The 15,742-nt window shown below is 30.6% G+C and carries 16 protein-coding genes; 7 read left to right on the top strand and 9 right to left on the bottom strand.

Going from position 1 to position 15,742, the window contains the following annotated elements; all coding sequences use genetic code 11:
* Window positions 1–41 precede the first annotated feature (41 nt).
* The 6 genes from rny to GYM73_RS00555 all read right to left on the bottom strand — a co-directional run bounded on the left by rny (window position 42) and on the right by GYM73_RS00555 (window position 4,932).
* Window positions 42–1,613: a ribonuclease Y gene (rny, locus tag GYM73_RS00580; RefSeq protein ID WP_105296320.1), complete on the bottom strand. Its 1,572-nt coding sequence runs from the start codon at window positions 1,611–1,613 to the stop codon at window positions 42–44.
* Window positions 1,614–1,899: 286 nt separating this feature from the next.
* Window positions 1,900–2,169 carry a cell division protein ZapA gene (locus tag GYM73_RS00575; protein WP_105296321.1) on the bottom strand — a complete coding sequence of 90 codons (270 nt, stop codon included), beginning with the start codon at window positions 2,167–2,169 and terminating at the stop codon, window positions 1,900–1,902.
* 6 nt (window positions 2,170–2,175) lie between these two features.
* On the bottom strand, window positions 2,176–2,469 hold the full coding sequence (locus tag GYM73_RS00570) for a hypothetical protein (RefSeq protein WP_105296322.1): 294 nt from the start codon (window positions 2,467–2,469) through the stop codon (window positions 2,176–2,178).
* Window positions 2,470–2,813: 344 nt separating this feature from the next.
* Window positions 2,814–3,575, bottom strand: a complete 762-nt coding sequence (locus GYM73_RS00565) for a porin family protein (protein ID WP_220233805.1) — start codon at window positions 3,573–3,575, stop codon at window positions 2,814–2,816.
* Window positions 3,576–3,602: 27 nt separating this feature from the next.
* Complete coding sequence (ubiE, locus tag GYM73_RS00560; protein ID WP_220233804.1) at window positions 3,603–4,325, bottom strand: bifunctional demethylmenaquinone methyltransferase/2-methoxy-6-polyprenyl-1,4-benzoquinol methylase UbiE; 723 nt, start codon at window positions 4,323–4,325, stop codon at window positions 3,603–3,605.
* A 40-nt stretch (window positions 4,326–4,365) separates the two neighbouring features.
* Window positions 4,366–4,932: a hypothetical protein gene (locus GYM73_RS00555; protein WP_220233803.1), complete on the bottom strand. Its 567-nt coding sequence runs from the start codon at window positions 4,930–4,932 to the stop codon at window positions 4,366–4,368.
* A gap of 103 nt (window positions 4,933–5,035) precedes the next feature.
* On the opposite strand from GYM73_RS00555, the gene GYM73_RS00550 reads away from it, so the two are divergent.
* The 7 genes from GYM73_RS00550 to rlmN all read left to right on the top strand — a co-directional run bounded on the left by GYM73_RS00550 (window position 5,036) and on the right by rlmN (window position 12,539).
* Window positions 5,036–6,118, top strand: a complete 1,083-nt coding sequence (locus GYM73_RS00550; protein ID WP_220233802.1) for a 3-oxoacyl-ACP synthase III family protein — start codon at window positions 5,036–5,038, stop codon at window positions 6,116–6,118.
* A gap of 29 nt (window positions 6,119–6,147) precedes the next feature.
* Entirely contained in the window at window positions 6,148–7,374 is a 1,227-nt protein-coding gene (locus GYM73_RS00545) for a metallophosphoesterase (protein ID WP_220233801.1), read from the top strand.
* Window positions 7,375–7,445: 71 nt separating this feature from the next.
* Window positions 7,446–8,306, top strand: a complete 861-nt coding sequence (locus tag GYM73_RS00540) for a YicC family protein (RefSeq protein ID WP_160557588.1) — start codon at window positions 7,446–7,448, stop codon at window positions 8,304–8,306.
* A gap of 7 nt (window positions 8,307–8,313) precedes the next feature.
* Window positions 8,314–8,955 carry a guanylate kinase gene (gmk, locus tag GYM73_RS00535; RefSeq protein ID WP_306434002.1) on the top strand — a complete coding sequence of 214 codons (642 nt, stop codon included), beginning with the start codon at window positions 8,314–8,316 and terminating at the stop codon, window positions 8,953–8,955.
* A gap of 317 nt (window positions 8,956–9,272) precedes the next feature.
* Window positions 9,273–10,124 carry a glycoside hydrolase family 25 protein gene (locus GYM73_RS00530; RefSeq protein ID WP_220233800.1) on the top strand — a complete coding sequence of 284 codons (852 nt, stop codon included), beginning with the start codon at window positions 9,273–9,275 and terminating at the stop codon, window positions 10,122–10,124.
* Between the two features lie 305 nt (window positions 10,125–10,429).
* Entirely contained in the window at window positions 10,430–11,479 is a 1,050-nt protein-coding gene (gene queA / locus GYM73_RS00525) for a tRNA preQ1(34) S-adenosylmethionine ribosyltransferase-isomerase QueA (protein ID WP_105296330.1), read from the top strand.
* Between the two features lie 19 nt (window positions 11,480–11,498).
* A complete protein-coding gene (gene rlmN, locus GYM73_RS00520; protein ID WP_220233799.1) occupies window positions 11,499–12,539 on the top strand; it encodes a 23S rRNA (adenine(2503)-C(2))-methyltransferase RlmN in 1,041 nt (346 codons plus the stop codon).
* A gap of 78 nt (window positions 12,540–12,617) precedes the next feature.
* On the opposite strand, the gene pnuC is transcribed toward rlmN, so the two are convergent.
* The 3 genes from pnuC to GYM73_RS00505 all read right to left on the bottom strand — a co-directional run bounded on the left by pnuC (window position 12,618) and on the right by GYM73_RS00505 (window position 15,729).
* A complete protein-coding gene (pnuC, locus tag GYM73_RS00515; RefSeq protein ID WP_220233798.1) occupies window positions 12,618–13,310 on the bottom strand; it encodes a nicotinamide riboside transporter PnuC in 693 nt (230 codons plus the stop codon).
* 19 nt (window positions 13,311–13,329) lie between these two features.
* A complete protein-coding gene (locus tag GYM73_RS00510; protein ID WP_220233797.1) occupies window positions 13,330–14,229 on the bottom strand; it encodes a DMT family transporter in 900 nt (299 codons plus the stop codon).
* A gap of 78 nt (window positions 14,230–14,307) precedes the next feature.
* Window positions 14,308–15,729: a glutamate synthase subunit beta gene (locus GYM73_RS00505; protein ID WP_160568573.1), complete on the bottom strand. Its 1,422-nt coding sequence runs from the start codon at window positions 15,727–15,729 to the stop codon at window positions 14,308–14,310.
* Between the last annotated feature and the right edge of the window lie 13 nt (window positions 15,730–15,742).

The raw sequence follows: 15,742 nt of genomic DNA, 5'->3' as shown, positions 1-15,742 counted from the left end.
TTTTAAAGTTTTTTTTTATTTTTATCTATTAAGTAAACTGTCTACCTGGCAATATTAACAGCTCTCGTTTCTCGAATAACAGTTACTTTAACCTGTCCCGGATACGTTAATTCATTTTGAATTTTTTCACTTATTTCAAAAGACAATTGTGACGCTTTCTGATCATCTATTTTTTCACTTTGAACCATTACGCGTAGTTCTCTACCGGCTTGAATTGCATAAGCTGTATTAACGCCATCAAAACTTAATGCTACATTTTCTAGGTCTCTCAATCTTTGAATATATGATTCTACTACTTGTCTCCTTGCTCCCGGTCTTGCACCGCTAATTGCATCCGCTACTTGAATAATAGGCGCAATCAAACTTTTCATTTCAATTTCATCATGGTGGGCACCTATGGCATTAACAACGGTTTGATTTTCTCCATATTTTTCCGCCCATTGCATTCCTAATATTGCATGAGGATACTCGGATTCTTCTTCAGGAACTTTTCCAATATCATGCAATAATCCGGCACGTTTTGCAATTTTTGGATTAAGCCCTAGTTCGGAAGCTAAAATTCCTGCTATATTAGCAACCTCTCTTGAGTGCTGTAAAAGGTTTTGTCCGTAGGAAGAACGATATTTCATTCTACCGACCATTTTTACTAATTCAGGATGTAATCCATGAATTCCTAAATCGATAATGGTCTTTTTACCGATCTCAATAATTTCTTCTTCTATCTGTTGCTGGGTTTTAGCTACAATTTCTTCAATTCTTGCCGGATGGATTCTTCCGTCGGTTACCAATCTATGTAAAGATAATCTGGCTACTTCTCTCCTAACCGGATCAAAACAAGAAAGTAATATTGCTTCAGGAGTATCATCAACAATAATTTCAACCCCTGTAACTGCTTCTAAAGCCCGAATATTACGCCCTTCTCTTCCTATAATCCTACCTTTTATTTCATCTGATTCTATATTAAAAACAGATACCGAATTTTCAATTGCTTGTTCAGTACCTACCCTTTGAATGGTTTGTACTATAATTTTTTTGGCTTCTGCCTTTGCATTCAGCTGCGCTTCTTCAACAATGGCTTGGATTTGAGCTTGAGCTCTGGATCTTGCTTCCTGCTTTAATGCTTCCACCAATTCAGCTTTTGCATCTTCAGCAGAATATCCTGAAATTTTTTCTAATATTTCTACCTGCTGTTCGTGCATTTGATTTAATTCAGCTTGTTTTTTAGTTAGCGTTTCCGCTTTAATCTGATTATCATTTATGGCTTGATCTAATTGCTTTTTCTGAATATTATTCTGATGCAATTCGTCATTCAGCTTCGTTTCTTTGTCTTTAATTCTTTTTTCCACTTCAAGCATTTTCTTTTCTCTTTGATTAATTTGCTCTTCGTGTTGTAATTTTAATTCTAAGAATTTTTCTTTTGCTTGAAGCATTTTTTCCTGCTTAATGTTTTCGGCCTTAAGCTCTCCTTCCTTTAAGATCGCAGCAGCTTTGTCTTCTGCTTCTTTTAATTTATTTTCTCTATATTTATTTAGAGAACTTTTCGATAAGAAGTATCCTATAAATCCCCCAATAAAAAGGGTGGCGATTAACTCAAATATTATCGTTACATTCATACAATTAATTTATATAAAAAAACCTACATCAATCCTATTAAACTTTGATTTAAGTAAACTCCAATAAACAGGATTCAAGCTATGCTTTTTTCTCTGTAATCTGCTGTTGATATTTCTATCAAATCATCTGAGAAGATGAGAGGCAGCCCGCCATTAAAAAAAACAATCACTCAGTCAGTCAATTCGTGTTGAGTTTACTAAATTGAGTTAGAATCAATGTAGGTTATATCTTTGTTCTACATTTAATTTTAAATTCTATGATCTATTTGGAAATGCGTTACTTTATCTATAACAATTTTTTTATTTTCTTTATTTTAAGCAAAATTTCATTTTGTTCTTGAGATTTTTCCCTTAAAATGTTTTCTAATTCTGAAGCTAGTTGTAAAGCCGCCATAGCTAAAGCATCTTGTTTTTCAGAAATGTTATAGTTTTTTTCAAAAGTATTAATGTATTTTTCTATTTTTTTTGCAGCAATTCGTAATATCTCTTCTTCCTCACTTTGTACTACTAGGGGGTAATTTCTTCCCGCTACTCGTATATTTACTTTTTGAGACATTTTTATTTATGAATTCTGCAATTCTGAAATACATGCATCTATTTCTTTAATCATTCTATTCATCTGCAATTTCATCAACTTCTTATATTCTCCACTTCCCGAAATTGCATTAATAACTTTCAATCTTTTATTAAGCTCTTCAAGTTCTTTATATTGTTTTTCTTTCTGAATAAATTTATCTTCATTTTTTAAAAGAGAATTTTCTAGATATTCATTTTTTCTTTTCAATTCTTCATTTTCCTTCTTTAATTCGAGAATCTTATTTTCCAAATCATTAATTCCCTGAATAATCTCTTCCATATTAGAACGAAAAATTTACTATTCTAACTCTCTTGCAAATATATGAAATTCTTTTTTAAAAAAGTTAATATCCTAATATAATAGTTTATCCAACAAAATTTCATCAACATTGTTTTAATTAACAAATCCCTGCAGTAAAATTTAAAATTTTATATGATGTTTTTAAGTTAATTATACTGAATTATTTCAACAAGTTGTTAATAAATTGAAATAACTCCATTTTAACTTTTAGTTTATTATATGCCGATATATTTGTAGAAAAGAAGAATCAGCAGACCAAAAATAACTAAAAATTTAAATTATTTACTATAACAAAAAGTAGTAATAAAAAGATTTAAAAATGATTATTCGAATTTAATTGAAAAGACGACAGCTCTGGTATGTATCGACTTTAATGCACCTGCCCAGTACGGAGGAGTTCCCGGATTATCTGCAACTAATTCATTATTGAAAAAGAATATCCCCCTTATTGAAGGAGTCATTTTAAATCGCTTAAAGTAAAGCTCTATACCGGCTTCTAATTGATAAGAAAAGTTATTAGTTTTCATTCGGAAGATTTGATCGGTATTATCCTTTTCTTTTTTCTCATTACTTTGTAAATTTATTAACCAACTTAAACCGGCCTGTACATAAGGTCTGGAATTATACCATCGGTCCCCGTGAAAATTTAAAAATAAAGGAAAATCTAAATATGTAGATTTTACATTTCGTTTGACATCTTGTTCTGTGTAAGTAGTTTCCAGACCATTGGCAATTTCTTCATCGATGATCTTTTGAACGTTGTTAAAAATTAAATCGCGTTGTGTGAAGTGCATAGCCGGTTCTAACCTCAAATCAACGTAGTCATGAACTTTCATTTTACCAATTAAGCCTACAGTAAATCCTCCTTTAGAATCCACATCAACCAAATATCTGCCGGTATGTTCTAAACCTTCTTTGTTGGGATGAATTTTTAAATCAAAATAATTCATTGCTAAATAATACCCCCAGGAAAATTCCTGATCATCAAAATCAGTATACCTTTCCATAACATCTCTTGAACGGAACTGCGCATTAACTCCACAATGTATTACTATTAATAATAAAACTATGACTAATTTCTTCATAGTAGAGAAAACGATTTTTTTATTTATTTATTTTATTCCCTCATAGACAGTGGCTACTCCAAATGTCAATCTTCTAAAGCTTGCCTCCTTAAATCCATTTTTAAGGATCAAGTTTTTCATATTTTCCCCATAGGGCATAGCATCAACGGAATTGGGTAAATAAGTATACGCTCGAGAATCTCCTGAAATTATTTTTCCTATGCCGGGTAATATATTTTTAAAATAGAACATAAAGAAAGGAGCAAAAAAACCACCGGGTTTTGAAAATTCTAAAATTAACAATTTGCCTCCCTTTTTAAGTACTCTTCCCATTTCAGAAATACCTTTTTCTAAATTTTCGAAATTACGAACTCCGAAGGAAACTGTTACAATATCAAATTCTCCTTCTTGAAAAGGTAAATTTTCTGCATCTCCTTTAACTAATTTTATTCGGTTATTCAGTCCTTTTTTATTTATTTTAACTTGACCGTAATCCAACATTTTTTGGGACAAGTCTAAACCTGTAATTGAAGCTATTGTTTTTTTAGCGTGTTCAATCGCCAAATCAGCCGTTCCTGTAGCAACATCTAATATTTTTTCGGGGTTATATGCCACCACTTTTTTTTCCAATTGATTTCGCCAATAAACATCAATGTTAAAAGATAACAATCTGTTTAAGAAGTCATAATTTTCAGATATATTATCAAACATCTGTTCAACCTGTTTCTTTTTACTTTCTGTTTCGTTATATGGCTTTACAATATTTGGCATATTATTAATTTGCTGTTCTCAACTTACAAAAGTAACTGTTTTATTCAAATGTTGACCGATAAAACTCTAAAAATTGGTTTTTTCTGAATAATTTAATCCTTGATTCTATGGAATCTACTTTATTAATTATTTTAGGAAAATTTTGATTAATATTATAATAGAAATCTTGTATTACTAATTGGTTGTATTCGCCAATTTCACCTAAAAACTCTTTTCCATCGATATTTTTCCGATGGGCTCGATATATGGAGTCTCTGTTTTTTATATGACCGTAATATCTTTTAAAAGTGAAATAGGTTGCTAAAGAAGGATTAATAAGACCTCTTTTATTTTTAGTTATTATAAAAAAAGTATCTTTTAAAATAATATTCCCCTGTTTATTTTGACATGAAATTGTATTCTTACCCGAATTAACAGGAATTGAAAGAGATTGTCCTCCCGCGAGTAAATAACTTTTTCCATTTACAAGTACTTTAATTTCCTCCTTGTTGGGATTATCCAACAAAAATTCATCATTCTTTTCAATATAAAACTTGTATATAAAAAATGAAATTAATCCTATAAATAACGCTATCAATAATCCTTGTAAGGAATTTTTATTCAGCATATAACCTTACTTTGATGCACAAAGGTAACAATATAATAGATTTTTTAGTAATTATTACATAAATTTGTCAAATTATTATCAAGAATAATATCACAAATTTAATATGTTGCAAAGTATTATAACTGGCTCTGGATCGTACTTACCTAAGAAAGTCGTTCCAAATAGCAATTTTGAAGGAATTACTTTTTATGATGAAAACAGGGAACCCATAACGAAACCGACTCCAGAAATTATTAAAAAATTTGCAGATATCACTGAAATAACTGAAAGACGTTACGTTGACAACGACAATGTGATGAATTCTGATTTGGCAGCTGAAGTAGGTAGATTAGCAATTGAAAATGCAGGAATAGATAAGGAAGAACTCGATTATGTTATCGTAGCTCACAATTTTGGAGATATCGATGCTAATGAAAGACAAGTAAGAATTATGCCTTCCATAGCTGCTTTAACCAAGAAAAAAATTGGTATTAAAAATATTTTGTGTAAGCCATATGATATGAACTTTGGATGTCCGGGATGGAATGAAGGGATGATTTTAGCCGACCAATTATTAAAAGCTAAAGTGGCTAAGAAAATATTGGTTATAGGTTCTGAAACTCTTTCCAGAACTGTTGATCCTTATGACAGAAATTGTATGATTTTTTCTGATGGTGCAGCAGGTGTAATACTTGAATCTAGAGAAACCGATAAACCGGTAGGTATTCTTCATCATTATACCAGAAGCGATAATGGAGAAGAAGTATCTTATATTGCTACAGACTCCTCTTTAAATCCTAATTATGTCGGATCGAAAGCTAACATCCGAATGAAAGGAAGAAAAGTATATGAATATGCCCTAACTTACGTTCCTCAAGTCGTAAAAAAAGTGATCGATGATGCCGGATACACCATATCCGATATAAATAAGGTTCTTATCCATCAAGCGAATGCAAAAATGGATCATGCTATATTAGAAAGAGTTTTCAAATTATATAAATTAAAGGTAACCGATATTCCGGAAGGAATAGCCCCCATGACTATTCAAAAATTCGGTAATTCTTCTGTAGCAACCATACCCACGATGTATGACATGATGGTTAAAGGTAACTTTTTAAACCAAACTTTAAAATCCAATGATTTGGTCATATTTGCCTCGGTAGGTGCAGGGATGAATATCAATGCAATTTTGTATAGAATGCCATAAAATTTAATTACTGAAAATTCAAAAATATATTGGGCACTTTAATAGGAATATTATTTATTGTATCATTAATTGTTGAATATTATTGTTATCAAGCTATTAAAGTATTGACAACTAATAAACTTTATAGAAAATACTGGTTAGGTTTTTCAATTAGTGCTTTATTGATTATTCTTATTTGGTCCATTTTTATTGATAGAAATAACAAAGGGCAAGTTCATTTTTTATTAGGTTTTTTTATGATTGTTTTCGTTCCGAAATTTGTTTTGGCAATAACGATCATTTTTGAGGACCTCATAAGAATGCTGACTTTTTTAGTTAGAAAAGTTACATCAAACCCCTCTGCAAATGACGCATATTTACCTGAAAGAAGAAAGGCTATAAGTGCTATTGGTTTAGGACTTGCAAGTATTCCTTTTTTATCCATTATTGAAGGTATTGTTTGGGGTAAATTTGATTTTAGAGTAAGAAAAGTTACCTTAAAATTTCCTGATCTACCCGAAAATTTTGAAGGGTATAGAATCGCTCAACTTTCAGACATACATTTGGGAAGTTTTAATACTAAGGATTTCGATAAGGTTGCCAGAGGGATAAAACTTCTAAATGATCAAAATGCAGATTTGTTTGTTTTTACCGGAGATTCTGTTAATAATCTGGCGGATGAAATGGAACCGTGGCTTCCTTTGTTAAAAACCATAAAAGCTAAAGACGGTAAATATTCTATTTTGGGTAATCATGATTATGGGGTTTATGTTTTTGGAAAGAATGAAATTGCTCAACAAAAAAATATTGATCAATTAAACGAATATCATAAATCCATTGATTGGAAATTATTAAGAAATGAATCTATAAGACTTTATAAAGATAACCAATTCATCAACATTGTAGGAGTTAAAAATTGGGGAGCAGGACATTTTCCTAAAGATGGAGATATAGAAATTGCTTCTCAAAACATTAAAGATGGTGAATTCAATATTTTATTATCACATGATCCTTCCCATTTTGATGCTATTGTAAAAAATTTCTCAAAGAAAATGCATCTTACCTTATCAGGCCATACTCACGGAATGCAGTTTGGAATTGAAATTCCCGGCGTTATAAAATGGTCTCCTATTAAATATAGATACCCTAAATGGGCGGATTTATATCAAGAAAAGGATAAATACCTTTATGTAAACCGTGGATTTGGTTTTATAGGATTTCCGGGAAGAGTGGGAATTTGGCCGGAAATAACTATAATTGAATTAAAAAAAGGTTAATTTTGCAGTTCTTTTAATTGCAAACTACATTTAAATTAACTACGCTTAGTTATAACCATATTTTATTAACTATGTTACAATCAATGACTGGCTATGGTAAGTCAGAAGTCAATACAGAAAATTTAAAAATTTCAATTGAAATTAAAACCCTTAACAGTAAATCTCTTGATTTATTTGTAAGGATATCGCCTAGATATAGAAATAAAGAGCTGGAATTAAGAAAAATTATCGGAAATAAATTAGTAAGAGGAAAAATAGATTTTTCTATAGTTATTGAAAATTTAGGTGCAGAAAATAATTCTCGAATCAATGTAAATGCTGTTAAAAATTATATTTCCAATTTGGAAGAATTACAAATAGAAGGCACACCCTTGGATTTCCTTAAGATGGCTATAAGAATGCCTGAAGTATTTACTAATCAAGAAATTGAAATTAGTGATGATGAATGGATTTTGGTTTTAGAATGTCTAAACGCTTCTATTGAAAAAGTAAACGATTTTAGAGCAGAAGAAGGAAAGTCTTTAGAAAACGTTTTAAAAAAATACACTCAAAATATTCTCATTTCATTATCTGAAATTGAAAAATACGAACAAGAAAGAGTGGAATCCGTAAGGCAGAAATTAGAAAAACAATTATCTGAATTGAAAGTCCAATTTGATGAACAGCGTTTTCACCAAGAACTTGTATATTATATTGAGAAATTAGATATTAATGAAGAAAAAGTACGCTTAAAACAACATTGTGAATATTTTTTTAAAGTAATTGAAGAAGAAGATCAAGCCGGTAAAAAATTAGGTTTTATTGCCCAAGAAATGGGAAGAGAGATCAATACCATTGGTTCTAAAGCCAATCATTCTGAAATTCAAAAATTAGTCGTACTAATGAAAGACGAACTTGAAAAAATAAAAGAACAAACTAATAACGTTTTATAATTAATTCATGGGGTTAATCTATCAAAAACCGGGAAATGATACGTTTCAACTAAAAGAATTGCTTCCGGGAAAGCCTATGGAAGGCAAATTAATTATTTTTTCAGCTCCTTCCGGTGCCGGAAAAACAACCATTGTTCAATATCTTTTATCCATATTTCCTGAAATTTCATTCTCTATTTCCTGTACAACACGTCCTAAAAGAGAAAATGAAGTTGACGGAAAAGATTATTATTTTCTAACTGAAGAACAATTTCAGGAAAAAATAAAAAATAATGAATTTATTGAATATGAAGAGGTTTATAAAGGACGATATTACGGAACTCTTCATTCAGAGATAGAAAGATTATGGAACCAAGGGAAGCATGTTATTTTCGATATTGATGTAAGGGGTGGACTTAATCTTAAAAAACAATTTAAAGATAGAGCATTGGCAATTTTTATAGCGCCTCCTTCTTTAAAAGATCTTGAAGAACGTTTGAAAAATAGAAATACTGAAAATTTAGAATCGCTATTAACCAGAATTCAAAAAGCGGATGAAGAGCTTTCTTTTGCCAAAGATTTTGACGCTGTTATTATTAATGATAATTTGGAAAAAGCTCAAAATAAAGCTAAAGCCTTAGTAAAGAATTTTCTCGATATAAAAGAATAAACTAATTACTTTCTTACACCTCGAAAAATAATGCCATTATCATTCCGCTAATTATACATATTGTTTAAAAAATAGTATCATAAAAACTATAGGGTTTAAAAATATGAATTTTTAAGAGCTTAATTTGCTTAAAAAATCATTCGGGAAAGCACAATTTACCTAAACATTTTTTAAATTCAAGTAGCATTACATTATTCAATGGCTTAAATAATAACTAAGTCTTCATTGATATTTATAGTTTTTTTAAATTTGAATAATCTTATTTGAAATGAACTAAATTATTCATAATTAACCAACTACTATTTTTTTATATTTTCATGAAAGGAAGGATAAACAAGAAAAACAGTAAAAAGGAAATTCCTTATAAGCTCTATTATTGGCTAACGGGTATTATTATTTTTTTATCTGTGCTTTTCTTTTTTAGAACTTCACTCATTATGTATTATTACATTATAAAAGAAAAATTAGCTATTGGTGAATTCGAAAATGCAAATTTTCAAAAGAGCATTAAAATTTCAGAAGCCGAAAAGATTCAGGCTGTTTTTAAAAAATATAAAAATTATGCTTTCGGGTTGGATATAAGTCAACATCAAGGTAAAATACTTTGGGATAGCGTTCAAGACATTCATAAAGATATTCCTGTTTCCTTTGTTTTTGTTAGAGCAACCCGAGGGGCTTTTACTCAGGACGCTTTTTTCAAAAAAAATTGGAAAAATCTTACGAAAAAAAAAATACTCAAAGGCGCATATCATTATTATGATGTAAACAGAAATTCTACCCTACAAGCAGAAAACTTTATTAAAGCCGTAACTTTGGATAAAGGTGATTTGCCTCCCGTACTTGACGTGGAAGATCTGCCTAAAAATCAATCGTTGGAATTATTAAAATCAGGACTTATCAATTGGTTGAACTTAGTTGAAAAAAACTATAATGTGAAGCCCATTATTTATTCTAATGATTCATATTTTATCTATCATATTTCGGATCTTGATTTAAGTGAATACATTATATGGACGGCAAACTATAACCCTATAGAAAGTCCTTTGCACCAAAAATGGATTTTTTGGCAATTTACGGAAAAGGGGATTGTCAAAGGATTTACACAAAATTTTGTAGACATCAATGTATTTAATGGAAGCATAGAAGAGTTACAAAGACTTACTCTTTAAAAAAATAAGGGTAGAAATATTTCCACCCTTATTGCTCTAACTAAGTATAAATTTATTTGAAAGAAATTTACTTTAAAAAAAATTAATTTACTTTTAAATTATATGCTACCAATAAAATCTAGAAATATTATTTGATCATGACTAAATAATTAACATTTACTATTTTATCAATAAAACTTATAATTTAAGTTAATATTTTCAAAAAACTTGCCAAAAAGTCCTTTAGATAAAGAGCATACATTAATAAATACTTGACTTTAGGGGTATGCTTATTGTATATTTGTAAACTAAACATAATTTTAATAATGAAAACTTCAGATTTTGATTTTAAATTACCTCCTGAACTTCTTGCGGATAGACCTTCCAAAAACAGAGATGAGGCAAGGCTAATGGTGGTACATAAAAATACAGGAGAAATAGAACATAAATTATTTAAAGATGTCATTGATTATTTTGATGAAGGAGATGTATTTATTTTAAATAATACAAAAGTATTTCCGGCTCGTTTATATGGTAACAAAGAAAAAACAGGAGCTCAAATAGAAGTTTTTTTATTAAGAGAGCTGGATGCTGAGTCAAGAATTTGGGATGTATTGGTAGATCCTGCACGAAAAATAAGAATTGGAAATAAATTATTTTTTACGGAAGATGACAGTCTAGTGGCTGAAGTTGTAGATAATACTACTTCCCGAGGCAGAACCTTACGTTTTTTATTTGACGGATCTTATGAAGAATTCAGAAGAAAATTAAAAGAATTAGGAGAAACTCCTCTTCCAAAATATATAAAAAGAAAACCTGATTCAGAAGATGCTGAAAGATATCAAACCATCTATGCAAAAGAAGAAGGTGCAGTTGCTGCGCCAACGGCAGGACTACATTTTTCAAAACATCTGTTAAAAAGATTGGAAATTAAAGGTATCGAATTTGCTGAAATTACTTTACATGTAGGATTAGGTACTTTTGCTTCAGTAGAAGTGGAAGATCTTTCCAAACATAAAATGGAAAGTGAACAAATTTCCATTTCAGAAAAAACTTGTAAAATAGTAAATCATGCCATTGAGACCAAACACCGTGTATGTGCTGTGGGTACAACTTCCATGAGGGCTATTGAAACTTCAGTTTCTGCTAATAAACGATTAAATCCATACGAAGGATGGACCAATAAATTTATTTTCCCTTCTTACGATTTTGGTATTGCTGATTCCATGATTACCAACTTTCACACTCCTAAATCAACTTTAATGATGATGGTTTCAGCTTTTGCCGGATATGATTTAATTATGAAAGCTTACAAAGAAGCTATTAAAGAAAATTATAAATTCTACTCCTATGGAGATGCCATGTTAATCATTTAATTATAGCATTATAGTAACTTTGAATCAAAATAAGAAAGATATTAGAGCCTTAAGTTTACAAGAACTTGAGGCTTATTTTTCCTCAATAGGAGAAAAACCTTTTCGAGCCAAACAGGTTTATGAATGGCTCTGGAATAAAAATGCTCATTCTCTTTCAGAGATGACCAATCTTTCCAAATCTTTACGTGAAAATTTAGAAAATCATTTCTCGATTAAGCCGGCAGAAATCCACGTCATGCAAAGATCTATCGACGGGACAATTAAAAATGCCGTAAAATTACACGACGGAAATGTCGTGGAATCGGTTCTGATTCCTACCGCTAAACGGACTACAGCTTGTGTTTCTTCGCAAGTTGGATGCAGTTTGGATTGCACTTTTTGCGCTACGGCACAATTAACACGAATGAGAAATTTAACTGCCGCAGAAATCGTAGATCAGGTAACTTTAATTGATAAACAAAGTAGAGAATATCATCAAAAGCCTCTTTCCAATATAGTGTTTATGGGAATGGGAGAACCTTTACTCAATTATTCTTCCGTAACGGATGCTATCCGAAAGATCACGGAGGACAAAGGATTAGGAATGTCTCCCAGAAGAATTACCGTTTCTACTTCCGGAATTCCTAAACTGATTGAAAAATTAGCAGATGAAAATTTGAAAGTTAAATTAGCCTTATCCTTACATTCAGCCATTGAGGAAAAACGCAATCAATTAATGCCATTTAGTGTTAAATTTCCTCTTACAAGTATAATGGAATCTCTATCCTATTGGTATCGGAAAACTAAAAGTAGAATAACACTGGAATACATTATTTGGAAAGGAATTAATGACGGCAATGAAGATATAAAAGCATTAATAAAATTCTGTAAATCAATACCGTCAAAAGTTAATTTAATACAATACAATTCCATAGAAGGAGGAAAATACTCTCAAGCCAATTCAAACATAATTCAAAATTATGTTACCGCTTTGGAACAAGAAAATATCATTGTTAAAATAAGAAAAAGTAGAGGGGATGATATTGATGCAGCCTGTGGACAACTCGCTAACAAGCATTAATTATAATTAAATTTTGAAGAAAGTTTAACTTAAATACTAAGTTTACTTACCTAATAATTATTTTTTTAATCTGTTGGCTTAGTTATCAGAATCGGTATACCATTTATATATTCCTACGAGCGCATTTATTTCATATAATATGGATTGAACAGCAAAAATATAATTATGTGAAATCAGATTCAATGATAACCAAACTAAATTACTAACACTCCACAAAACCCAGGAAAAAGGTTGTCTCATGATCATAGTAAATTGAGCGGACACTCCTATCATAAAAGCAATACAATTAAGTAAAAGTATGTAAGGAGGTGAATCTTTTTTAAAAAAATAATCTCCCAAGAAAAACATAAGAATTATTCCTATTATACAGAATAAGATCGTACATACTAAGGCTTTTTGATTCATTTTTGATACTTTGATTTTTCCTTCTTGATCTTGATTTTTTTTCTTAGTCCATAGAATCAGCCCGAAAACATGAGTCATAAAATAATATAGATTACTACACGCCATACCTACATTTCCAAATAACAGATGGGTATATATCTCGCCAATATTTGCTGACATTCCCAATAAATTGGATACTATCGGCGATCTATATACCAATACGTTAACACAAACATAACCAAGCAAAGCGGTTACGGTAAAAATTAGTATATGGGGTAGTGGTTCAGCATTGTCTTTCCACATAGCATATCCCAAGTATATGGTTAAAAAAAACGCAATAATAAACCAGGTGATTCTAAGTATTTTTTCAAATTTCTTTGTAAACATTTTACTTAATTATTATATTTTAATTTTGTTTTCTTTTAATTGTTACTCCGTTTTCTGATACATACACCCCCGATAAAATACATACGGTACCTAGAAAAGTAATCATCGTTATACTTTCCTTTAAAATAATTGATGCCGAAATGATTGCTATCAACGGTACTAAGTAGATATAATTAGTTGTTTTTATAATTCCTATTTTCTTTATTGATAAATTCCAGGTAAAAAAACATACCATAGATGCTATAATTCCTAAAAATAAAAGATTAAAAATTACCGTAGGTGTTAGCAATACATCTTTTTGAAATTTGAAAGGTGCTATTAAAATAAAAGGTATTATAGTTACTATTCCATAAAAAAATAATTTACGGGTTATAAAAAGTATGGAATAGGTATTACTGAGCTTATTTAAAATCAAAGTATAGATTGTCCAAGAAAGTACTGCCGTTAAAGCCAATAAATCCCCCCAAAAGTTTATCTCGAGTATGAAACTACCATTAAATATTACTAAAAAAACTCCAAATAAAGCTAATAAAGAACCATATACTAAATTTTTGGTTACTTTTTCTTTTTTATTTATTAGTATAGTAAAAAAAGCGGTTACTATGGGATTAGTAGACAATATTAATGATACATTAGAAGTTAAAGATAACTTCAAAGCTATATTTTCTGTTATAAAGTATATTGTTCCTCCAAATAACCCGATTAACAAGAACAGAAATTCATCATTATTATTTTTTGAAAAAATTACCTTAGGAGAAAAAAACCATATACATATATAAGCTAATAAAAAACGGTATAAAAAGATCTCTACCGGACTTAATCCGTCATTCATTAATACTTTGGTTGAAATAAAGGTAGTACCCCATATACAAATCGTTATTATAGCTAAAATATGATATTTTAAATTTTTGTTTTTCATGTATTTAGTTAGTATTATAATAAAAAAGAACTGATAGTTTTATAAAACTATCAGTTAATTCCAAGATTAAAAAATATACTAGTTTCTTAAAAATTCATCTATATGCCTAGCCGTTTTTCTTCCGGAAGCGATGCTTGTCACCACCAAAGATTGACCGCTCACACAATCTCCTGCTGCAAAAATTTTATCCACATTGGTCTTTCTTGTTTCATCGGTATGAATATTTTTTCTTTCGTTCATGATGATCTCCATTTCTTCTAAAAAACCTTCTTGAATGGGATTGACAAATCCAAGGGCCAAAAAAGCCAAGTCAATTTTTAATATTTCGGGTTCTCCCACTTCTTTCATAGTAAATTTACCTGATGAATCTTTTTCCCATTCAACTTCTACTACTTCCACTCCGGTTAATTGTCCCTCTTCTCCGATAAATCTTTTGGTATGTAACGACCATCTTCGTTCACATCCTTCTAAATGTGAAGAAGAAGTTTTTAAATAAACCGGAAAAGGTACGGGCCATCGGTTTTCAACTTCTTTTAACTCTTTTGGCTTAGATAGTATTTCAATTTGTATAATATTAGCAGCTCCTTGTCGATTAGCCGTTCCTATACAATCGGAACCGGTATCTCCTCCTCCGATTACCAAAACATTTTTTCCTTTTGCATTAATAAATTCTTCTTCGGAAATGGTTTCTTTAGCAACGATCTTGTTTTGCATTTTTAAATATTCCATTGCATAATGAACTCCTTTGAGTTCCCTTCCCTCTATTTTCAAATCTCTGGGCGACTGAGACCCGATGGCTATACAAACGGCATCGTAATTTTTTAAAATCTCTCTTCCTTTTATATCTTTGCCCACTTCAGTGTTGACTATAAATTCAATGCCCTCTTCCTTCATCAAATCAACACGTCTTTGAACTACATTTTTGTTTAATTTAAAATCGGGAATACCATAACGAAGCAATCCGCCGATACTGGTATCTTTTTCATAAACTGTTACAGTATGTCCTTTTTTATTGAGTTGATTGGCTACTGCCATTCCTGCCGGACCTGATCCAATAACAGCTACTTTTTTTCCTGTTCGTGCAGTTGGAATTTGTGGCTTCATGAATCCCTCGGAATAGGCGTGTTCCATCACGGCCGCCTCATTTTCTCTAATGGTAACAGGCGAATCTTCAATCGCCAATACACAAGTTTTTTCGCAAGGTGCCGGACATACTCTTCCGGTAAATTCAGGAAAATCGTTAGTAGATTGTAAACTTCGAGCGGCTCTTTTCCAATTTCTTTTATAAATTAGATCTTGCCATTCGGGCATTTTATTTCCTAATGGACAACCGTATTGACAAAATGGAACTCCGCAGTCCATACATCTAGATGCTTGTAAAAATCTATCTTCTGTATTTAATGTCTGCTCTACTTCTCCATAATCCGAAATTCTTTCATGTCTAGGGCGATACCCTGCTTCTTTTCTGTTTATTGTTAAAAATGCTTTAGGATTTCCCATTTTATACTTTATA

It is taken from the genome of Apibacter sp. ESL0432, from assembly GCF_019469225.1.
Lineage (GTDB): Bacteria > Bacteroidota > Bacteroidia > Flavobacteriales > Weeksellaceae > Apibacter.
The sequence above is the reverse complement of the archived record's forward strand: the minus strand, read 5'-3'. Positions and strand labels throughout refer to the sequence as shown.